The sequence below is a fragment of the Bacillus sp. FSL L8-0152 genome (assembly GCF_038006365.1).
Classification (GTDB): Bacteria; Bacillota; Bacilli; order Bacillales; family Bacillaceae_G; genus Bacillus_A; species Bacillus_A cereus.
The window spans coordinates 32,501-52,009 of sequence record NZ_JBBOVB010000001.1; the positions used below are offsets into that span (position 1 = coordinate 32,501).

A 19,509-nucleotide genomic window follows, 5' to 3' on the forward strand; every position below is an offset into this window, starting at 1 on the left:
CGGCCGTAACTATAACGGTCCTAAGGTAGCGAAATTCCTTGTCGGGTAAGTTCCGACCCGCACGAAAGGTGTAACGATTTGGGCACTGTCTCAACCAGAGACTCGGTGAAATTATAGTACCTGTGAAGATGCAGGTTACCCGCGACAGGACGGAAAGACCCCGTGGAGCTTTACTGTAGCCTGATATTGAATTTTGGTACAGTTTGTACAGGATAGGCGGGAGCCATTGAAACCGGAGCGCTAGCTTCGGTGGAGGCGCTGGTGGGATACCGCCCTGACTGTATTGAAATTCTAACCTACGGGTCTTATCGACCCGGGAGACAGTGTCAGGTGGGCAGTTTGACTGGGGCGGTCGCCTCCTAAAGTGTAACGGAGGCGCCCAAAGGTTCCCTCAGAATGGTTGGAAATCATTCGTAGAGTGCAAAGGCATAAGGGAGCTTGACTGCGAGACCTACAAGTCGAGCAGGGACGAAAGTCGGGCTTAGTGATCCGGTGGTTCCGCATGGAAGGGCCATCGCTCAACGGATAAAAGCTACCCCGGGGATAACAGGCTTATCTCCCCCAAGAGTCCACATCGACGGGGAGGTTTGGCACCTCGATGTCGGCTCATCGCATCCTGGGGCTGTAGTCGGTCCCAAGGGTTGGGCTGTTCGCCCATTAAAGCGGTACGCGAGCTGGGTTCAGAACGTCGTGAGACAGTTCGGTCCCTATCCGTCGTGGGCGTAGGAAATTTGAGAGGAGCTGTCCTTAGTACGAGAGGACCGGGATGGACGCACCGCTGGTGTACCAGTTGTTCTGCCAAGGGCATAGCTGGGTAGCTATGTGCGGAAGGGATAAGTGCTGAAAGCATCTAAGCATGAAGCCCCCCTCAAGATGAGATTTCCCATAGCGTAAGCTAGTAAGATCCCTGAAAGATGATCAGGTTGATAGGTTCGAGGTGGAAGCATGGTGACATGTGGAGCTGACGAATACTAATAGATCGAGGACTTAACCATATAATATGTAGCAATGTTATCTAGTTTTGAAGGAATATGCCTTCATAGTTTGGTGATGATGGCAGAGAGGTCACACCCGTTCCCATACCGAACACGGAAGTTAAGCTCTCTAGCGCCGATGGTAGTTGGGACCTTGTCCCTGTGAGAGTAGGACGTCGCCAAGCAACTAAAAACACAAGTCTTTTGACTTGTGTTTTTTGTATTGTTAAAAAGAATGGGAAAGAAGTAATGGTAATACAAACACGTTGCCCAAGAGTTAATCATATTATATAAGAGATGGGTGTATATTTTTCTGGAAATTGTTAAGGATTAGAAGTATAAAATAGGTTCACTTAAATAGGGAGGGAAGGTTATGAAATTACAAAGTGAAGTTTGTATTGTTTGTGAGGCAAAAAGAAAAGAAGGTATATATGTTTATAATAATTTAATATGTTATGAATGTGAAAAGGATATGGTGAATACAGAGACAGATGATCCGAAATATATACATTATTTAAAGCAACTTCGAAAATTAGAAGTATCATATTTTTAAATAGGCATATGCCTATTATTTTTTTTGTTCTGTATAATAGATGGAGAATGAATAATAAGGAAGAGATGTAGATGAATCAAAATCATATGCCTTTATATGAGGCGTTAATCGAGTTTAAAGAAAGAGGGCCGTTATCCTTTCATGTCCCAGGTCATAAGAATGGTTTAAACTTCCCTCAGAAGGCAATAAGAGAGTTTAAAGATATTCTATCTATTGATGTAACTGAGTTAGCAGGACTAGATGATTTGCATAGTCCGTTTGAATGTATAGATGAGGCACAACAATTATTGGCTGAAGTGTATGATACAAAGAAAAGTTATTTTTTAATTAATGGTTCAACAGTCGGGAACTTAGCGATGATTTTGTCTTGTTGTGGGGAACATGATATTGTTCTTGTACAAAGAAATTGTCATAAATCAATTATTAATGGTTTAAAACTAGCGGGAGCAAATCCCATTTTTTTAGATCCATGGATTGATGAAACTTATAATGTACCAGTGGGAGTTCGTAATGAAATTATTAAGAAAGCAATTGGAAAATATCCAAATGCGAAAGCACTCATTCTAACGCATCCTAATTATTATGGTATGGGGATGGATTTAGAGGCAAGCATCGCTTTTGCACATGCACATGAAATCCCTGTTTTGATAGATGAGGCACATGGGGCACATCTTTGTTTAGGAGAACCATTCCCGAAATCAGCGTTAACATATGGTGCAGATATTGTAGTGCATTCTGCACATAAGACATTACCCGCAATGACAATGGGTTCCTATTTACATATAAATAGTCACTTAGTAGACGAAGAGAAGGTTACTACTTATTTAAGTATGCTACAATCTAGTAGTCCATCGTATCCAATTATGGCTTCCTTGGATATAGCACGCTTTACAATGGCGCGTATAAAAGAAGAAGGTCATGGTGAAATTGTTGAGTTTTTACGGAGATTTAAGGAACGGTTACGTTCTATTCCCCAAATCGCCATTTTAGAATATCCGTTGCAAGACGAGTTAAAGGTTACCGTACAAACTCGTTGTCAGTTATCAGGGTACGAATTACAGTCCGTATTTGAAAAGGTCGGTATATATACAGAGATGGCTGATCCGTACAATGTCCTATTTATTTTACCCCTGCAAGCAAATGAGGGGTATATGAAGGTTATAGAGATGATCCGAGTAGCATTGCAACATTATGACGTGAAAGACAAGAGGGAATCTATTCGTTATACTTATAAAGGTGAATTCTCTCCGTTGCCGTATACGTATAAACAACTAGAAAGATATGGAACAAGGATAGTATCTATAGAAGAGGCTGTTGGAATGATAGCGGCGGAAATGGTGATTCCGTATCCACCTGGGATTCCATTGGTTATGTATGGAGAGAGAATTACTTCAGAGCATAAAGAGCAAATTATGTATTTAGAGAGAGCAGGAGCTCGTTTTCAAGGTAATACGAAATATATGAAAGTGTATGATATAGAAAGTAGGTTTTAGGATGAAGGGATTATTTGTAACAATTGAAGGCCCAGAAGGTTCAGGTAAAACAACGTTAATTAAAAGCTTATTGCCATATTTTGAACAAAAAGCACAAAAGGTAATGGCGACAAGGGAACCAGGTGGTATTGCAATTTCTGAGGACATTAGGACGATTTTACATAAACAAGAATATACGATGATGGAAGCACGTACAGAAGCGCTTCTTTATGCTGCTGCGCGCAGACAACATTTAGTAGAAAAAGTTATGCCAGCACTTAATGAGAACTATCTCGTGTTATGTGATCGTTTTATAGATAGTTCTTTAGCATATCAAGGCTATGCAAGAGGATTGGGTATGGATAAGGTATTTGAAATAAATCGTTTCGCAACAGAGGACTGTATGCCTAGTTTAACAATTTATCTAGACATTGAGCCTGAGGTTGGCTTGGCTCGGATTGAAAAAGATGCAGGACGTGAAGTAAATCGACTAGATATGGAAGATATCTCTTTCCATAAACGTGTGCGCGAAGGGTATTTACAAGTTGTAGAACGTTTCTCGGAGCGTATTGTATTGGTAAATGCTGATCAGCCGATGGAAAAACTTATAGAAGAAGTTGTTCAGATTATAGAAGATAAATTGTTATAATAGAAGGAAAGAATAAAATAAGTGAGGTATGCATTATGATGAAGACGTGGGAGCAGCTTTCTGCTATACAACCCATCGGTGTAAAAATGTTGATGAATAGCATTGCAAAAGAGCGTATATCCCACGCTTACTTGTTAGAGGGAGGGAAAGGTACGGGAAAGTTTGCGACAGCAATTCAAATGGCAAAGAGTTTCCTCTGTTCTCAGCGGAATGGAGTAGAGCCCTGTCATGTATGCACAAATTGTAAGCGAATTGATTCAGGTAACCACCCTAACTTACATATTGTAAAACCAGACGGATTATCTATTAAGAAGCAGCAAATTCATGATTTACAAGAAGAGTTTTCAAAAACAGGATTAGAGGCAAATAAAAAATTATATATTATTGAGCACGCAGATCGTATGACGGCAAATGCGGCAAATACACTTTTGAAATTTTTAGAAGAACCAAGTAGTGATACAACCGCTATTTTACTTACTGAACAAAGTCATCAAATTTTAAATACGATTTTATCTCGTTGCCAAGTTGTTACGTTTAGACCGTTACCTACAGAATCTTTAATTAGAAGATTACAGGAAGAAGGTATTACAGCATCTTTATCGACACTTGCTGCTCAACTCACAAATAGTTTTGATGAAGCTTTAGCTTTATGTAGTGATGAATGGTTTGCACAAGCACGAGCTTTAGTGATAAAATTATGTGAAGCGCTCGAAAAAGATAAAACCTCTATTTTTTTTGTACAAGAAAAATGGGGAAAACACTTTGGAGAGAAAGAACAATTACAGCAAGGGTTAGATATGTTACTCCTTATTTATAAGGATTTACTATATGTTCAACTTGGAGAAGAAGATCGTCTTGTTTTTCATGAGCAGAAAGAGATGTTTGAATCGTTTTCCTATGCTCAGAAGCGCATTGTATCAGCTCTCTTTAATATATTAGAGGCAAAAAATAGAATCAACGCTAATGTAAATGCGCAGCTTGTGTTCGAACAGTTAGTGTTGCGGTTGCAGGAGGGATGACCGTTTTGTATGATGTAGTAGGTGTTCGCTTTAAGAAGGCCGGAAAGGTATATTACTTTGATCCAAATCAGTTCGATATCTCTGAAAATGAGTTTGTTATTGTAGAAACGGTAAGAGGTATTGAATACGGAAAAGTAGTTATTACCAAAAAGCAAGTTGATGAAAACGACGTTGTATTACCGCTAAAAAAGGTTATTCGTATTGCAAATGAAAATGATCGTACCATTGTTGAAGAGAACAAACATGCTGCAAAAGAAGCATATCAAGTCTGTCAGCAAAAGGTAGTAGAGCATAATCTTGATATGAAACTTGTAGATGTAGAGTATACATTCGATCGTAATAAGATTATTTTCTATTTTACTGCGGATGGTCGGATTGATTTCCGCGAACTAGTGAAGGACTTAGCGGCAATTTTTAGAACAAGAATTGAACTAAGACAAATTGGTGTTCGTGATGAAGCGAAGATGCTAGGTGGTATTGGTCCATGTGGTCGTATGCTTTGTTGTTCTACTTTTTTAGGAGATTTTGAACCTGTATCCATTAAAATGGCAAAGGATCAAAATTTATCATTAAATCCTGCAAAAATCTCTGGTTTATGTGGTCGCTTAATGTGTTGCTTAAAATATGAGAATGATGAATATGAGGCGGCAAAGGAACAACTTCCTGATTTAGATCAACGTATACAAACCCCGCATGGTACTGGCCGTGTGATCGGATTAAATATTTTAGAAAGATTAATTCAAGTGGAACTAGTAGACAAGGAACGGATAGTAGAATATACGTTAGATGAGTTAGTGAATAAAGGGGTCGTTTCGAGTCAAACCACAGATTAATGAGGTGGGTGCTTGTGGAGAAAAAAGATATTTTTGAATCGGTTTCTAGTATGGAAGAGCAAATTGGACATTTATACAAACAGTTGGGAGAGTTAAAACAGCATCTTGCAGAGTTGTTGGAAGAAAACCAGCATATAAAAATGGAAAATAACAATTTGCGACACCGTTTTGAAGAAGTGCAGAATAAAGAAAAACAAAAAACTCAAAAGCGTAAAGAAGTGAAGCCGAAAACAGATATTGGTGAAGGCTATGACAATTTAGCGAGACTGTATCAAGAAGGTTTTCATATTTGCAATCTACATTATGGAAGTGTACGTAAAGAGGGAGATTGTTTGTTCTGTCTGTCATTCTTAAATAAAAAGTGAAATTACCTTTCCAATTATAATTGGAAAGGTAATTTTTTATACATGAAATAGGGTAGGTTAAGGGTAAGAAAAGGAGCAGTATATGAATTTATATGAAGATGAACGTTTAGATTACTTATTAGCGCAAGACATGAAGATTATACAAAGCCCATCAGTATTTAATTTTTCTTTAGATGCTGTTTTACTGGCAGATTTTGCATGGGTACCAATTCAAAAGGGGAATTTACTTGATTTGTGTACAGGTAACGCAGTTGTCCCCCTTCTATTAAGTACAAGAACAAAAGGAAAGATTACTGGTGTGGAAATTCAAGAACGCTTATATGATATGGGAGTAAGAAGTGTTCAATATAATGGGCTGGAAGAAAGAATTCACCTCATACATGGAGATTTGAAAGATATGCCAGAGAAACTCGGACGTCATCAATATGATGTTGTTACATGTAATCCACCATATTTTCAAACACCTCAAACTTCAGAGAAAAATATGAATGAACATTTAGCGATAGCTCGTCATGAAATTATGTGTACATTAGAAGATGTTGTATCTGCAAGTAGTCAGTTAGTAAAACAAGGTGGGAAAGTGGCGTTTGTACATCGTCCAGGGCGATTACTCGACATTGTCACATTAATGCGTAAATATAAAATTGAACCAAAGCGTGTGCGATTTGTTTATCCTAAGGTTGGAAAAGAAGCAAATACATTGTTAATTGAAGGAATTAAGGATGGAAATGCAGATTTAAAAATTTTACCACCTCTCGTTGTATATGAGAACAATAACGAATATACAAAGGAGATACGTTCAATTTTATATGGAGAAGAATAAGCATTTTTTTTATGTGGTAGAGTGCTCTGATGGAAGTTATTATGCTGGATATACAAACCATATAGAAAAACGAATACAGACTCATAATAGCGGCAAAGGAGCTAAGTATACACGCGTCAGGCTTCCTGTCGTTTTAAAATATGTAGAGACCCATGATGATAAGCGTACAGCTATGCAAGCGGAGTATTACTTTAAGCAATTAACGAGAAAACAAAAAGAGGCATATATGCAAAAAGGAGAACGCTATGTGGCAACAAAAAAGCTTTCAACAAAATGAAAAGGGAGTTTTATATTTAGTACCAACTCCTATTGGAAATTTAGAAGATATGACATTTCGTGCAATCCGAATTTTAAAAGAAGTTGATTTAATTGCTGCTGAAGATACGAGACAAACGAAAAAACTTTGTAATTATTTTGAAATTGAAACACCTGTCACGAGTTATCATGAGCATAATAAAGAAGTAAGTGGAAAGAGAATATTAGAGAAGTTAGAGGATGGAAAGAATGTAGCACTTGTTAGTGACGCTGGTATGCCGTGTATTTCTGATCCGGGTTACGATATTGTTGTTGAGGCAGTAGCTGAGCAATATCATGTAATTCCGCTTCCTGGAGCAAATGCAGCCCTTACAGCATTAATTGCATCCGGTCTTGAAACAAAGCAGTTTTATTTCTATGGTTTCTTGCAGAGAAACAAAAAGGAACGGAAGATGGAGTTAGAAAAGCTTCGTTATGTACAAACTACAATGATGTTTTATGAAGCGCCTCATCGTTTAGATGATACTTTAATTTCGATGCAGGAAGTGTTGGGAAATAGAGAGATTGTATTGTGTCGAGAGTTAACGAAAAAATTTGAGGAATTTATTCGAGGGACAATTCAAGAAGCAATTGAGTGGACGAAGCAAAATGAAGTACGTGGTGAGTTTTGTATTTTAGTAGCTGGTTCAACAGAAGAACCTGCTCCAGAAGAACAATGGTGGGAATCTCTTTCAGTATATGATCATATTGAACACTATATAAATGAAAAAGGTATGAATTCAAAAGAAGCGATTAAAACAGTCGCTAAAGATCGAGATTTGTCGAAAAGAGATGTATATCAAATCTATCATGTCGATAAAAAATAAGCTTCTCATAATTGAGAAGCTTATTTTGCTGTTTCGATATAATCTTGAAGTTCGTTTAAGATTTGCTCAGCGCCTTCTTTGCTTAAGATGATTTTACCTTCAGCTAAAGAAAGGTTACCGTCAGATACTTCACCAGTTACTTGGCAAGTCATGTTTGGTTTATATTTCTTTAAGATGATTTTTTCGTCATCAACATAGATTTCAAGAGCGTCCTTTTCTGCAATACCTAAAGTACGGCGTAATTCGATTGGAATTACTACACGACCTAATTCATCAACTTTACGAACAATACCAGTAGATTTCATAATTTTTTTCCTCCTAAATAAATAGTTTATAAGTTTCGAGTCTATTTTTAGATTCGTCATTTTTCGACAAAATACCCTATGGACATATGATACCAATCATTTACATTTCCGTCAATTCTTAAATTCTATATTTTTTAAAAAGATTTATAGATTTCTTATTTCTTATATATAATAGATTGAGAGGAAATTCCACAATTATTCACAATATTTTCAGAAAAAAATAACAAATTTCAAGTGGAGATTGTATATTTTTTTGAAATATGAGCAATAGATGATAAAGATATCGAGCATTAAGACCCAGAATTCAAAATTAGGTTGGCTTAAAGAAGATAAGTGAGATTCGGGCTGCTCGTAAAAGCCCGATTGATGTGGGCTAATAATCAGTGGGGATGAAGAAAAACCCCACTGATTAAAGTTTCACTTTATATATGAGTTTTTGATATACTGTTTATAAATACATATGAGGTTATTCGGGAGGTCCAAAACAATGACAGAGGAAAATAAGTCCTTTTATATTACTACCCCAATTTATTATCCAAGTGGAAAATTACACATTGGACATGCTTATACGACAGTAGCAGGAGATGCGATGGCACGATATAAGCGTATGCAAGGATATAATGTGCATTATTTAACAGGAACTGATGAGCATGGACAGAAGATCCAAAAGAAAGCAGAAGAGTTAAATATTACGCCACAGGCATATGTTGATAATATTGTTGCAGGAATTAAAGAGCTTTGGGAGAAGATGGATATTTCTTATGATGATTTTATTCGTACAACTGAAGATCGTCATAAAGATGTTGTCGAAAAAATCTTTAAGCAATTAGTAGATCAAGGTGACATTTATCTTGATGAATATGAAGGTTGGTATTCTGTACAAGATGAGACGTTCTATACAGAGCATCAATTAGTAGATCCAATTATGGAAGGTGACAAAGTAGTTGGAGGGAAAAGCCCAGATAGTGGTCATGATGTAGAACTTGTTCGTGAAGAATCTTATTTCTTTAGAATGGGTAAATATGTCGACAGACTATTAAAGTTCTATGAAGATAATCCACATTTCATTCAGCCGGAGTCTCGTAAAAATGAAATGATTAATAATTTTATTAAACCAGGATTAGAAGATTTAGCAGTTTCTCGTACTTCATTTGACTGGGGAGTTCGTGTTCCTGGTAACCCAAAACACGTTATTTACGTATGGGTTGACGCATTATCTAACTATATTACGGCGTTAGGTTATGGAACAGCAAATGAAGAGAAATATAAAAAATTCTGGCCTGCAGATGTGCATTTAGTTGGGAAAGAAATCGTTCGTTTCCATACAATTTATTGGCCGATAATTTTAATGGCATTAGATTTACCTCTTCCAAAGAAAGTCTTTGCTCATGGCTGGATTTTAATGAAGGATGGAAAGATGAGTAAGTCAAAAGGAAACGTAGTAGATCCAGTTACATTAATCGATCGTTATGGATTGGATGCATTACGTTATTACTTACTTCGTGAAGTTCCATTTGGATCTGATGGCGTATTTACACCAGAAGGATTTGTGGAGCGTATTAATTTCGACTTAGCAAATGACTTAGGTAATTTATTAAATCGTACAGTAGCTATGATTGATAAGTACTTTAACGGAGAAATCCCTGCATTTAAAGCAAATGTAACAGAATTTGATGAAACGTTAGTAGCGTTTGCACAAGATACTTTGAAAAAAGTAGAAGAAGCAATGGAGAATATGGAGTTCTCTGTAGCGTTAGGATCTATTTGGCAATTGGTTAGTCGTACGAATAAATATATTGATGAAACACAACCATGGGTATTAGCAAAAGATGAGAATGATCGTGAAAAGTTAGCTTCCGTAATGGCTCATTTAGCAGAAGTACTTCGTCAAACAGGTATTATGCTTATGCCATTCTTAACAGTAGCACCAAGCAAGATGTTTGCTCAGCTTGGCCTTACTGATGAGGCTCATAAATCTTGGGAAAGTCTATCTACAATTGGCTGTATTCCAGCTGGAACAAAAGTAGAAAAAGGAAACCCGATTTTCCCTCGTTTAGAAATAGAAGTGGAAGTAGAGTACATTAAAGAACAAATGAAAAGCTCTGCCCCTAAAGTAGAAGAGAAAAAAGAAGAAGAGCCGAAGGCAGAAGAAATTACAATTGATGATTTCTTTAAAGTAGAATTACGCGTAGCTGAAGTACTATCTGCTGAACCTGTGAAAAAAGCAGACAAGTTGTTAAAAATTCAACTAGACTTAGGCACAGAAAAGCGTCAAGTTGTTTCTGGAATTGCAAAATTCTATTCGCCAGAAGACCTAAAAGGTAAAAAGGTTATTTGTGTAACAAACTTAAAACCTGTAAAATTACGCGGTGAATTATCGCAAGGTATGATTTTAGCGGGTGAAGAGAATGGCGTATTGTCATTAGCATCAATTGACCAAAATCTACCAAATGGTACAAAAATCAAGTAATTAAGACAAGAAAAGAGATGTTTCACGTGTAACATGTGTGAAGCGTCTTTTTTCTTTTTACATTCTCTATTTTTGCATTAAGATTGTAGTATTGTTATCGTTAAGTTATTAAAGAACTTATTTTTGTAGAATAAACTGGATTTCAATATAAAAGGAGTTATGTATTATGTTGTTTGATACACATTCGCATTTGAATGCAGAGCAATTTGAAGAAGATTTGCAAGAAGTTATTGCCCGAATGAAAGAAGCGGGAGTTACTTATACAGTTGTTGTTGGTTTTGATGAAGTAACGATAAAAAAGGCGATGGAATTAGCTGAAGCTTATGATTTTATTTACGCTGCGGTTGGATGGCATCCAGTTGATGCAATTGACATGACAGAAGAACATTTAGCTTGGTTAGAAGAACTTGCTTCTCATCCTAAAGTCGTTGCACTTGGAGAAATGGGTTTAGATTATCATTGGGATAAGTCTCCAAAAGAAATACAGAAAGAAGTATTTCGTAAACAAATTGCATTAGCGAAAAAAGTGAAATTGCCGATTATTATACATAATCGCGATGCAACTCAAGATATTGTTGATATTCTAGAAGAAGAGAATGCAGCTGAAGTAGGAGGCATTATGCATTGTTTTAGCGGCAGCGTAGAAGTAGCAGAGCGATGTGTTGATATGAACTTTCTAATTTCGTTAGGCGGACCGGTTACATTTAAAAACGCTAAAAAGCCGAAAGAGGTTGCTACGGAGATTCCATTAGAGAAATTGTTAATAGAGACGGATTGTCCATATCTAACGCCGCATCCATTTCGAGGGAAACGAAATGAACCGAGTTATGTAAAACTCGTAGCAGAAGAAATTGCGAATTTAAAAGGTGTTTCTTATGAGGAAGTAGCAGAAATGACAACCAAAAATGCAAAAGCTTTATTTGGTGTTGAATAAAAAAGAATGGGGAAACCTGTTCTTTTTTATTTTGAAAAAACACTAGTAGAAGTGATGAAGAAAATAAATGTGAATGATGAAGTGTTACAATAAGGACAGAGAACAAAGATTTTTCTATTCTATTTTTTAAAATATAAGAATGAGGAAAATAATAATGGAAAAGTCGTCATTTTTTTGTTTTACTAAGTAGAGACGAAACGAGTGTGGAGGCAAGCATGAAAATAAAAGAGATTATCGTTGTAGAAGGTAAAGATGATACAGTTGCGATTAAGCGTGCTGTTGATGCGGATACAATTGAAACGAACGGTTCAGCAATCGGTGATCATGTTATTGAGCAAGTTAAATTAGCGCAGCAAAAAAGGGGCGTTATTATTTTCACAGATCCAGATTATCCTGGAGAGCGTATTCGAAAAATTATTTCTGACAAGGTTCCCGGCTGTAAGCATGCCTTTTTACCGAAGGAAGAAGCGCTTGCTAAAAGGAAAAAGGGAGTTGGGATCGAACATGCTTCTAATGAGTCGATTCGCCGTGCTCTAGAGAATATACATGAAGAAATGGAAGCTTATACAAGTGAAATTAGTTGGAGTGATTTAGTCGATGCAGGCTTAGTGGGCGGAGAAATGGCAAAGAGCCGCAGAGAAAGAATGGGTAAGCTATTAAAGATTGGTTATACAAATGCAAAACAGTTACATAAACGATTACAGATGTTTCAAGTTTCAAAGGAATCATTTGGAGAAGCTTATAAGCAAGTAATACAGGAGGAAAAAAAATGAAGGATATCGCAACGCCAAATCGTACAAAAGACATTGTTGAAAAGTATGGATTTTCATTCAAAAAAAGTTTAGGACAAAACTTTTTAATTGATACAAATGTATTAAATCGTATTGTCGATCATGCAGAAATTGGTTCAGAAAGTGGTGCAATTGAAATTGGACCAGGTATCGGTGCATTAACAGAGCAATTAGCGAAGCGTGCTAAAAAAGTAGTGGCTTTTGAAATTGATCAAAGACTATTACCAATTTTAGATGAGACGTTAGCACCATATGGTAACGTTACAGTTATTAATAAAGACGTACTAAAAGCGGATGTACATGAAGTATTTAATGAGCAATTTGAAGAAGGGCAAGATGTAATGGTAGTAGCTAACTTGCCATACTATATTACAACGCCAATTTTATTTAAATTGCTTGAAGAAAAGTTACCAGTTCGTGGATTTGTTGTTATGATGCAAAAAGAAGTTGGAGATCGTTTAGCTGCTAAACCTGGAACGAAAGAGTATGGTTCTTTATCGATTGCTATTCAGTATTATACAGAAGTTGAAACAGTTATGACTGTACCGCGTACAGTGTTTGTACCACAGCCAAATGTTGATTCTGCAATTATTCGCCTTCTAAAGCGTCCGAAACCGGTTGTAGAGGTGACAGATGAAACATTCTTCTTTGAAGTAGTACGAGCAAGTTTCGCACAGCGCCGTAAAACTTTGATGAATAATTTATCAAATAATTTAAATGGTTTCCCGAAAGATAAGGAATTATTGGATCGAATTTTAACAGAAGTAGGAATTGATCCAAAGCGAAGAGGCGAAACGCTATCTATTGAAGAGTTTGCAACATTAAGTAATGCATTGGTTCTTCATAAATTATCATAAGAATATGAAAGGGACAGTTCAACTTGAACTGTCCCTTTTGTCACCTTTCTCCCTCTAAATTCATATTTTAAAAACAGGTAAGATGGCCTAATGAGTTTGGAGGTAGGAGAATGGCTTTACATGTTGGAGAATTAGTGGAACGATATTCTCATAAGAGGGATATTCTTTTTCGTATTATAGAAATAAAAGGCGAGATAGCTATATTGTTTGGAGAGGAAATTAGACTGGTGGCGGATGCGCCACTTGAAGATTTAATTAGTATAGATCAACGAGAACATAAAAAAAGGGTGAAGCGTGAGAAAGAAACAATGGAGCGCACGTATCGTTTGTTTCAACAAGATTATGTGTTAATGAAACAAAGGCATGAACATACTTCAACTGGTGGATACACAAGTGAGGTGAATTATTTTCAAATGCCGGGACGTGTATTGCATATAGATGGAGACCCTTTATATTTGCGCAAGTGCTTAGACTTATATAACAAAATTGGCGTTCCTGTACAAGGTATTCATTGTAAAGAAACGGAGATGCATGAAAAAGTAGTAGACTTAATAGATCACTTTCGCCCAGACATTCTCGTTATTACGGGGCATGATGCATATACAAAATCGAAAGGAGTGAAGGGAGATTTAGCGGCATATAGGCATTCAAGGCATTTTGTACAGGCTGTTCGAGAAGTGCGAAAAAAATATCCATCATTGGATCAACTTGTTATTTTTGCTGGGGCATGTCAATCGCACTTTGAGGCACTAATTCGTGCAGGGGCCAATTTCGCTAGTTCACCATCTAGAATTAATATTCATGCACTAGATCCTGTATATGTAGTTGGTAAAATTAGTTTTACTTCATTTATGGAGAGAGTCAATGTATGGGATGTCGTACGTAATACAATTACTGGTGAAAAGGGACTAGGTGGAATTGAAACGAGAGGGATTTTACGAACGGGATTACCTTTTCAACATTACGAGGAGTAAGCAGGGTACATATGTATCTTGCTTTTTTGTATGGAAGGATTTAAATGAATTTGGATAAAAAGAGACAAGAACGTACAGACTACGTAATGATACTTTTACAATATAGTATTTCTTCTATCTATTCAAACGCAAGATGATATTAGCTGTGAATCGAGGTTAATAATTAGGATAGATATATCGTGTTTTAAGTGTTCAATCTAAATTACAGCGAGGTGTAGCGAAGTATATGTCAAAACGTTTAGATGAAATTAAAAGCGAATTAGATCACCATCTTGGACAGCGACTTATGTTAAAAGCAAATAGTGGAAGAAGAAAAACTGTGGAGCAATCAGGTGTACTAGCAGAAACATACCGTTCTGTTTTTGTTGTACAATTGGATCAACAAGAAGATGCGTTGCAACGTGTATCTTATAGTTATGCAGATGTTTTAACAGAGACAGTAGAGTTAACATTTTATGGAGACCCTCATGATGAGGTCATTTTATAATCCATATATCATTACATATATTCCCATAAATGAAAAGCTATATTATTTTGCATACTAACTATACCGTAGCAAAATAAGGAGGGACTCTGCATTGAGTAGACGAAGAGGTGTCATGTCAAACCAATTTAAAGAAGAGCTAGCAAAAGAGCTTGGCTTTTATGATGTTGTTCAGAAAGAAGGATGGGGCGGAATTCGTGCGAAAGATGCTGGTAACATGGTGAAACGTGCTATAGAAATTGCAGAACAGCAATTAATGAAACGAAACCAGTAGTTGTAAGATACTTTCTATGCTACGGTAGCCGAGGAGACATTCCTCGGCTTTTTGTACTCTAAAAGGTGCCATCATTTTACATAAGTAGTTTCATTCTGAATGCTTTTCGTTATAATTAGGGAAGTGTCATCGTCTTACTATAAATTTATGGTAAAATAAACGATAAAAGATTGAGTACATAGAGTGGGTGAATAGATTGAAGCTACTAGTGAAAGCACCAGCAAAGATTAATCTGTCGTTAGATGTACTGGGAAAAAGACAAGACGGATATCATGAAGTGAAAATGATTATGACAACCATTGATTTAGCAGATCGTCTAGAACTAACGGAATTAGCAGAAGACCGTATTGAAATTTTATCCCATAATCGGTATGTCCCAGACGACCAACGAAATTTAGCTTATCAGGCAGCGAAATTATTAAAAGAGAAGTTTAATGTAAAAAAAGGTGTATCTATTACTATTGAAAAAACGATTCCAGTAGCAGCTGGATTAGCAGGTGGAAGTAGTGATGCAGCAGCGACATTACGTGGTCTTAATAAATTATGGAATTTAGGGCTTACAATTGATGAGTTAGCAGAGCTTGGCGCAGAAATTGGATCAGATGTATCTTTCTGTGTATACGGCGGCACAGCAATTGCCACTGGAAGAGGAGAGAAAATTGAGCATATAAAGACTCCGCCTTCTTGTTGGGTTATTTTAGCGAAACCACATATAGGTGTATCTACTGCTGATGTGTATGGAAATTTAAAGTTAAATCGAGTTACACATCCAAATGTAGATAAAATGGTTGATGTCATAAATTCTGGAGATTATAAAGGGATTTGTGATACTGTTGGTAACGTTTTAGAAGATGTAACATTTGGAATGCATCCTGAAGTTGCACGTATTAAATCACAGATGAAGCGATTCGGAGCGGATGCTGTATTGATGAGTGGAAGTGGTCCAACTGTATTTGGACTTGTACACCATGATTCTCGAATGCATCGCATTTATAACGGATTAAAAGGATTTTGTGAACAGGTCTATGCGGTACGTTTATTAGGAGAGCGAGAAACGCTTGAATAAAGACGTATAATACGTTATGATTTGTTTAGAATATTCGTGATTTGAGGTGAGAGTATGAAAATTAGAAGAAGTACAAGATTAGTCGATATGACTTATTACTTGCTACAAAACCCTCGTCAGCTAGTATCTCTCACTTTTTTTGCTGAAAGGTATCAATCGGCTAAGTCTTCCATTAGTGAGGATTTAGTTATTATTAAGCAAACGTTTGAACAACAAGGGGTCGGCACATTGCAAACGATACCAGGAGCAGCAGGAGGAGTGAAATATATACCGTATATAAGTGAAGAAGAGGCAGATCTAATTATTGATGAGCTTTGTGGCTTATTTGAAAATCCAGATCGTATTTTGCCTGGCGGTTACTTATACATGACAGATTTATTGAGTAATCCTCGCCATATTAATGGCGCAGGTCGTTTGTTTGCTTCTGTTTTTGCTAGGCAATCAATTGATGCGGTTATGACAGTGGCAACGAAAGGGATTCCACTTGCTTATGCAGTGGCAAATTACTTAGATGTACCAGTTGTAATTGCAAGGAAAGATAATAAGGTAACAGAAGGTCCGACTGTTAGTATTAACTATGTGTCGGGTTCTTCTAAACGAATTCAAACAATGACGTTAGCAAAACGCAGCCTTCCAGAAGGATCGAATGTTTTAATTATTGATGACTTCATGAAAGCTGGCGGAACGATTCAAGGTATGATGAGTATGTTAGAAGAGTTCAAGGCTAATGTTGTTGGTATTGGTGTATTAGTAGAATCCACAGATATTGAAGAACGACTAATTAATAATTTTGTATCATTAATTCGTCTATCGGAAGTTGATGTGAAAGAAAAAACGATTCAAGTGGAAAAAGGGAATTATTCTCTTGCACCATTTGATGAAGGGCTTGTAGAGGCTGAATAAAAGGTAGAGCAGATAGCTCTATCTTTTTTTATTTTATTTATAGATTATAAAATAGATGGACAAACTGCCTTTCGTACACTATTTTTAAAGAGTAAAATAAATAATAAAAGGGTGAAAAGTATGAAAGTTGTTCAAACAAGCAAGGCACCACAAGCGATTGGACCTTACTCACAAGGGATTATTGTAAATAATATGTTTTATAGCTCAGGACAAATTCCATTAACGGAAAATGGGGAGCTTGTAACAGGAGATGTAACAGTACAAACAGAACAAGTATTTCAAAATTTACAAGCGGTATTAGAGGAAGCGGGTGCTTCATTTGATACAGTCGTAAAAACAACAGTATTTTTAAAGGACATGGATGATTTTAATGCTGTGAATGAAGTATATAGCTCTTATTTCTCTACTCATAAACCAGCTCGATCTTGTGTGCAAGTAGCAAAATTACCGAAAGATGTTTCCGTTGAAATTGAAGTAATCGCCCTAGTTAAGTAACCTTTTGTAAGCGATAACCTCCACTAATCTCTATATTCAACTACATTAAAAATTTTTATCTTAAAAATTTTTAAAAAATTAAAGGGAAAATAGAAAATTTGTGGAATTTATACAAATATATCGCTTATTTAGAAAAGGGTGGTGAACACAAGATGGAAGTGACTGACGTAAGATTACGCCGCGTAAACACAGAAGGCCGCATGAGAGCAATTGCCTCTATTACTTTGGACCATGAATTTGTTGTTCATGATATTCGTGTAATTGATGGTAATAATGGATTATTTGTAGCAATGCCAAGTAAACGTACTCCAGATGGAGAGTTCCGTGACATTGCACATCCGATTAATTCTGGTACACGCTCTAAAATTCAAGATGCGGTTTTAACAGAGTATCATCGTTTAGGCGAGTTAGAAGAGGTTGAGTTTGAAGAAGCAGGTGCTTCGTAAAATTCGAATGAAAAGGGCTTTGACGAAAAGCCTTATAATTTTGTAGCAAACTCCTGTAAGCATTTACAGGAGTTTGTTTTTTTTTTTGCTTTATATTTGAAAATTTCATAATTCATTAACATAAAAAGAAGAAACTACTAATTTTTTCAAAATCATTTTAAATAGTATAGCTTATTTCTTAAAAAAGATACTAAAGAGTAAAACATCTTATAAGAATTATGGTAAAATTTAATAGTTAAAATGTGTTTCTTGAAATATATGATGATTTAGGATAATATCTTTAATGGATAAATAGGTTGCGATGGAGGGTCTATATGTCAAACAGATTTGCAGTGATTCTAGCTGCAGGTAAAGGCACACGTATGAAGTCTAAGCTATACAAAGTGCTGCATCCTGTATGTGGAAAACCTATGGTACAACACGTAGTCGATCAAGTATCTCAATTAGGATTGCAGAAACTTGTAACGGTTGTTGGGCATGGTGCTGAAATGGTACAAGAACAGCTAGGAAACGTAAGTGAGTTTGCATTACAAGCAGAACAACTTGGTACAGCACATGCTGTAGATCAAGCTGCAAGTGTACTTGCAAATGAAGAAGGAACAACTTTAGTTATTTGTGGGGATACGCCGCTAATAACTGCTGAAACGATGGAAGCATTACTTCAGCAACATAAAGAAGCAGGAGCAATGGCGACGGTGCTAACAGCGTACATAGAAGAACCTGCTGGATATGGCCGTATTGTTCGTAATGAGAATGGTCATGTTGAAAAGATTGTTGAGCATAAAGATGCAAATGAGAAAGAATTAGCTATTAAAGAAATCAATACAGGTACGTATTGTTTTGATAATAAGGCTTTATTTGCTTCACTTTCTAAAGTTTCAAATGATAACGTACAAGGTGAATATTACCTTCCAGATGTTATTGAGATTTTAAAAAATGAAGGTCATATCGTATCAGCTTATCAAACAGAGCAGTTCGATGAAACGTTAGGTGTTAACGACAGAGTCGCTCTATCGCAAGCGGAAATTATTATGAAAAACCGTATCAACCGAAAGAACATGGTAAATGGTGTTACAATTATTGATCCAAGTAACACTTATATTTCTGCTGATGCAATTATCGGTAGTGATACAGTTCTTCATCCAGGAACAATTATTGAGGGGAACACTGTAATTGGTTCTGATTGTGAAATTGGACCGCATACAGTAATTCGTGATAGTGAAATTGGAGATCGTACGACAATTCGTCAATCTACTGTACATGATAGTAAACTTGGTACAGAAGTATCGATTGGTCCATTTGCACACATTCGCCCAGATTCAGTTATTGGAGACGAAGTACGCGTTGGAAACTTCGTGGAAATCAAAAAAACTGTCTTTGGTAATAGAAGTAAAGCTTCACACTTGAGTTATATCGGGGATGCACAAGTTGGAGAAGACGTGAATCTTGGTTGTGGTTCAATTACGGTGAACTATGACGGTAAGAATAAATTCAAAACTGTGATTGGTAATGGGGTATTTATTGGATGTAATTCAAACCTTGTTGCTCCAGTAACAGTTGAAGATGGTGCTTATGTGGCAGCAGGCTCTACAATTACAGAGAATGTTCCATCAAAAGCATTATCGGTAGCACGTGCACGTCAAGTTAACAAAGAAGACTATGTTGATCAATTGCTGAATAAGAAAAAATCATAATGTGGAG

Annotated in this window: 22 protein-coding genes and 2 rRNA genes (1 of these 24 running past the window's edge); 23 read left to right on the top strand and 1 reads right to left on the bottom strand. The window is 36.5% G+C overall.

Annotation, left to right across the window (positions count from 1 at the left end):
* The 11 genes from MHH27_RS00165 to rsmI all read left to right on the top strand — a co-directional run.
* A 23S ribosomal RNA gene (locus MHH27_RS00165) occupies positions 1–995 on the top strand; it begins 1,927 nt to the left of the window's first position.
* 48 nt (positions 996–1,043) lie between these two features.
* A 5S ribosomal RNA gene (gene rrf, locus MHH27_RS00170) occupies positions 1,044–1,159 on the top strand.
* A gap of 188 nt (positions 1,160–1,347) precedes the next feature.
* Positions 1,348–1,527 (top strand): sigma factor G inhibitor Gin, encoded by a 180-nt coding sequence (locus MHH27_RS00175; RefSeq protein WP_090978606.1) that lies wholly within the window; start codon positions 1,348–1,350, stop codon positions 1,525–1,527.
* 71 nt (positions 1,528–1,598) lie between these two features.
* The gene (locus MHH27_RS00180) at positions 1,599–3,020 is read left to right on the top strand and encodes an aminotransferase class I/II-fold pyridoxal phosphate-dependent enzyme (RefSeq protein WP_001073004.1); all 1,422 of its coding nucleotides are present in this window, start codon (positions 1,599–1,601) and stop codon (positions 3,018–3,020) included.
* 1 nt (position 3,021) lies between these two features.
* Positions 3,022–3,648: a dTMP kinase gene (tmk, locus tag MHH27_RS00185; RefSeq protein ID WP_000677220.1), complete on the top strand. Its 627-nt coding sequence runs from the start codon at positions 3,022–3,024 to the stop codon at positions 3,646–3,648.
* 35 nt (positions 3,649–3,683) lie between these two features.
* The gene (gene holB, locus MHH27_RS00190) at positions 3,684–4,667 is read left to right on the top strand and encodes a DNA polymerase III subunit delta' (RefSeq protein ID WP_000978578.1); all 984 of its coding nucleotides are present in this window, start codon (positions 3,684–3,686) and stop codon (positions 4,665–4,667) included.
* 5 nt (positions 4,668–4,672) lie between these two features.
* Positions 4,673–5,500 (top strand): PSP1 domain-containing protein, encoded by an 828-nt coding sequence (locus tag MHH27_RS00195; protein ID WP_000272429.1) that lies wholly within the window; start codon positions 4,673–4,675, stop codon positions 5,498–5,500.
* Positions 5,501–5,514: 14 nt separating this feature from the next.
* The gene (yabA, locus tag MHH27_RS00200; RefSeq protein WP_000412063.1) at positions 5,515–5,865 is read left to right on the top strand and encodes a DNA replication initiation control protein YabA; all 351 of its coding nucleotides are present in this window, start codon (positions 5,515–5,517) and stop codon (positions 5,863–5,865) included.
* Between the two features lie 82 nt (positions 5,866–5,947).
* Positions 5,948–6,688 (top strand): tRNA1(Val) (adenine(37)-N6)-methyltransferase, encoded by a 741-nt coding sequence (locus MHH27_RS00205; RefSeq protein WP_001055355.1) that lies wholly within the window; start codon positions 5,948–5,950, stop codon positions 6,686–6,688.
* Complete coding sequence (locus MHH27_RS00210) at positions 6,675–6,965, top strand: GIY-YIG nuclease family protein (protein WP_000414350.1); 291 nt, start codon at positions 6,675–6,677, stop codon at positions 6,963–6,965. Before MHH27_RS00205 ends, MHH27_RS00210 begins: the two co-directional genes overlap by 14 nt.
* Positions 6,934–7,809 (top strand): 16S rRNA (cytidine(1402)-2'-O)-methyltransferase, encoded by an 876-nt coding sequence (gene rsmI / locus MHH27_RS00215; protein WP_000267824.1) that lies wholly within the window; start codon positions 6,934–6,936, stop codon positions 7,807–7,809. The genes MHH27_RS00210 and rsmI overlap by 32 nt, the downstream gene beginning before the upstream one ends.
* Before the next feature lie 20 nt (positions 7,810–7,829).
* On the opposite strand, the gene MHH27_RS00220 is transcribed toward rsmI, so the two are convergent.
* Positions 7,830–8,114 (bottom strand): AbrB/MazE/SpoVT family DNA-binding domain-containing protein, encoded by a 285-nt coding sequence (locus MHH27_RS00220; protein WP_000843036.1) that lies wholly within the window; start codon positions 8,112–8,114, stop codon positions 7,830–7,832.
* Between the two features lie 487 nt (positions 8,115–8,601).
* Between MHH27_RS00220 and metG the strand changes: the two genes are divergently transcribed.
* From metG to glmU, 12 genes are all read left to right on the top strand, one after another.
* Entirely contained in the window at positions 8,602–10,584 is a 1,983-nt protein-coding gene (gene metG / locus MHH27_RS00225; protein WP_000134131.1) for a methionine--tRNA ligase, read from the top strand.
* 166 nt (positions 10,585–10,750) lie between these two features.
* Positions 10,751–11,518, top strand: a complete 768-nt coding sequence (locus tag MHH27_RS00230; protein ID WP_000895840.1) for a TatD family hydrolase — start codon at positions 10,751–10,753, stop codon at positions 11,516–11,518.
* A gap of 215 nt (positions 11,519–11,733) precedes the next feature.
* On the top strand, positions 11,734–12,291 hold the full coding sequence (rnmV, locus tag MHH27_RS00235) for a ribonuclease M5 (protein WP_000692837.1): 558 nt from the start codon (positions 11,734–11,736) through the stop codon (positions 12,289–12,291).
* Positions 12,288–13,166, top strand: a complete 879-nt coding sequence (gene rsmA / locus MHH27_RS00240; RefSeq protein ID WP_000651548.1) for a 16S rRNA (adenine(1518)-N(6)/adenine(1519)-N(6))-dimethyltransferase RsmA — start codon at positions 12,288–12,290, stop codon at positions 13,164–13,166. The genes rnmV and rsmA overlap by 4 nt, the downstream gene beginning before the upstream one ends.
* A 110-nt stretch (positions 13,167–13,276) precedes the next feature.
* A complete protein-coding gene (gene yabG / locus MHH27_RS00245) occupies positions 13,277–14,140 on the top strand; it encodes a sporulation peptidase YabG (protein WP_001173734.1) in 864 nt (287 codons plus the stop codon).
* A gap of 226 nt (positions 14,141–14,366) precedes the next feature.
* A complete protein-coding gene (veg, locus tag MHH27_RS00250) occupies positions 14,367–14,627 on the top strand; it encodes a biofilm formation stimulator Veg (RefSeq protein WP_000044346.1) in 261 nt (86 codons plus the stop codon).
* A 91-nt stretch (positions 14,628–14,718) separates the two neighbouring features.
* Positions 14,719–14,898: an acid-soluble spore protein SspF gene (sspF, locus tag MHH27_RS00255; RefSeq protein ID WP_002094215.1), complete on the top strand. Its 180-nt coding sequence runs from the start codon at positions 14,719–14,721 to the stop codon at positions 14,896–14,898.
* A gap of 196 nt (positions 14,899–15,094) precedes the next feature.
* On the top strand, positions 15,095–15,964 hold the full coding sequence (gene ispE / locus MHH27_RS00260) for a 4-(cytidine 5'-diphospho)-2-C-methyl-D-erythritol kinase (protein WP_000772104.1): 870 nt from the start codon (positions 15,095–15,097) through the stop codon (positions 15,962–15,964).
* Between the two features lie 54 nt (positions 15,965–16,018).
* Entirely contained in the window at positions 16,019–16,867 is an 849-nt protein-coding gene (gene purR, locus MHH27_RS00265; RefSeq protein ID WP_000702467.1) for a pur operon repressor, read from the top strand.
* A gap of 120 nt (positions 16,868–16,987) precedes the next feature.
* Positions 16,988–17,362, top strand: a complete 375-nt coding sequence (locus MHH27_RS00270) for a RidA family protein (protein WP_000869823.1) — start codon at positions 16,988–16,990, stop codon at positions 17,360–17,362.
* 152 nt (positions 17,363–17,514) lie between these two features.
* On the top strand, positions 17,515–17,808 hold the full coding sequence (gene spoVG, locus MHH27_RS00275; RefSeq protein WP_000454041.1) for a septation regulator SpoVG: 294 nt from the start codon (positions 17,515–17,517) through the stop codon (positions 17,806–17,808).
* A 314-nt stretch (positions 17,809–18,122) separates the two neighbouring features.
* Positions 18,123–19,502 (top strand): bifunctional UDP-N-acetylglucosamine diphosphorylase/glucosamine-1-phosphate N-acetyltransferase GlmU, encoded by a 1,380-nt coding sequence (gene glmU / locus MHH27_RS00280; RefSeq protein ID WP_053563253.1) that lies wholly within the window; start codon positions 18,123–18,125, stop codon positions 19,500–19,502.
* Positions 19,503–19,509: the final 7 nt, after the last annotated feature.

Excerpts from the sequence above, each read along its gene's own strand:
- MHH27_RS00175 (WP_090978606.1), top strand. The coding sequence starts at position 1,348 with ATGAAATTACAAAGTGAAGTTTGTATTGTTTGTGAGGCAAAAAGAAAA.
- MHH27_RS00180 (WP_001073004.1), top strand. The coding sequence starts at position 1,599 with ATGAATCAAAATCATATGCCTTTATATGAGGCGTTAATCGAGTTTAAA.
- tmk (WP_000677220.1), top strand. The coding sequence starts at position 3,022 with ATGAAGGGATTATTTGTAACAATTGAAGGCCCAGAAGGTTCAGGTAAA.
- holB (WP_000978578.1), top strand. The coding sequence starts at position 3,684 with ATGATGAAGACGTGGGAGCAGCTTTCTGCTATACAACCCATCGGTGTA.
- MHH27_RS00205 (WP_001055355.1), top strand. The coding sequence starts at position 5,948 with ATGAATTTATATGAAGATGAACGTTTAGATTACTTATTAGCGCAAGAC.
- MHH27_RS00210 (WP_000414350.1), top strand. The coding sequence starts at position 6,675 with ATGGAGAAGAATAAGCATTTTTTTTATGTGGTAGAGTGCTCTGATGGA.
- rsmI (WP_000267824.1), top strand. The coding sequence starts at position 6,934 with ATGTGGCAACAAAAAAGCTTTCAACAAAATGAAAAGGGAGTTTTATAT.
- MHH27_RS00220 (WP_000843036.1), bottom strand. The coding sequence starts at position 8,114 with ATGAAATCTACTGGTATTGTTCGTAAAGTTGATGAATTAGGTCGTGTA.
- metG (WP_000134131.1), top strand. The coding sequence starts at position 8,602 with ATGACAGAGGAAAATAAGTCCTTTTATATTACTACCCCAATTTATTAT.
- MHH27_RS00230 (WP_000895840.1), top strand. The coding sequence starts at position 10,751 with ATGTTGTTTGATACACATTCGCATTTGAATGCAGAGCAATTTGAAGAA.
- rnmV (WP_000692837.1), top strand. The coding sequence starts at position 11,734 with ATGAAAATAAAAGAGATTATCGTTGTAGAAGGTAAAGATGATACAGTT.
- rsmA (WP_000651548.1), top strand. The coding sequence starts at position 12,288 with ATGAAGGATATCGCAACGCCAAATCGTACAAAAGACATTGTTGAAAAG.
- yabG (WP_001173734.1), top strand. The coding sequence starts at position 13,277 with ATGGCTTTACATGTTGGAGAATTAGTGGAACGATATTCTCATAAGAGG.
- veg (WP_000044346.1), top strand. The coding sequence starts at position 14,367 with ATGTCAAAACGTTTAGATGAAATTAAAAGCGAATTAGATCACCATCTT.
- purR (WP_000702467.1), top strand. The coding sequence starts at position 16,019 with ATGAAAATTAGAAGAAGTACAAGATTAGTCGATATGACTTATTACTTG.
- MHH27_RS00270 (WP_000869823.1), top strand. The coding sequence starts at position 16,988 with ATGAAAGTTGTTCAAACAAGCAAGGCACCACAAGCGATTGGACCTTAC.
- spoVG (WP_000454041.1), top strand. The coding sequence starts at position 17,515 with ATGGAAGTGACTGACGTAAGATTACGCCGCGTAAACACAGAAGGCCGC.
- glmU (WP_053563253.1), top strand. The coding sequence starts at position 18,123 with ATGTCAAACAGATTTGCAGTGATTCTAGCTGCAGGTAAAGGCACACGT.